Source organism: Fructobacillus tropaeoli (genome assembly GCF_001047135.2).
Classification (GTDB): Bacteria; Bacillota; Bacilli; order Lactobacillales; family Lactobacillaceae; genus Fructobacillus; species Fructobacillus tropaeoli.
This window is the reverse complement of record NZ_DF968130.1, coordinates 1-377: the sequence shown is the minus strand read 5'-3', so window position 1 is coordinate 377 and position 377 is coordinate 1. Positions and strand designations below refer to the sequence as shown.

Annotated in this window: 1 protein-coding gene; it reads left to right on the top strand. The window is 45.6% G+C overall.

What is annotated here, in order from left to right:
- Window positions 1-377: DNA topoisomerase (locus tag AOQ32_RS08340; RefSeq protein WP_242976732.1), on the top strand; the 377-nt coding region annotated here is incomplete at both ends.

Here is a 377-nt window from a genome sequence, read left to right as displayed (position 1 = left end):
GCGGCTAAAATTTATGAAGTCTTGGCCAAGAACTACTTAGCGATGATGGCTGAGAATTATCACTATACACAAGTCAAAGCCCAGTTAGCCGAATTACCCAACTTTACGACGACGATTAACCAACCGCAAAGTCAGGGGTGGCACTTGGTTTACCAAGACCAAGACGAGGAAGAAGATCGTAACCGTTCTACGCAAGGGATTGGCCAACAGGCCCAACGTTTGGTTTACGAGGGACAGAATAAGAAACCAACGGCACCCACCTGGAAATGGTTGAAAACCTTCCTTGAGAAATATAATATTGGCACTGGTGCCACTAGAACCAATACGTATGGGGAGTTGACGAGTGGGCAAAAGGCCTATATGATTGACAAAAAAGG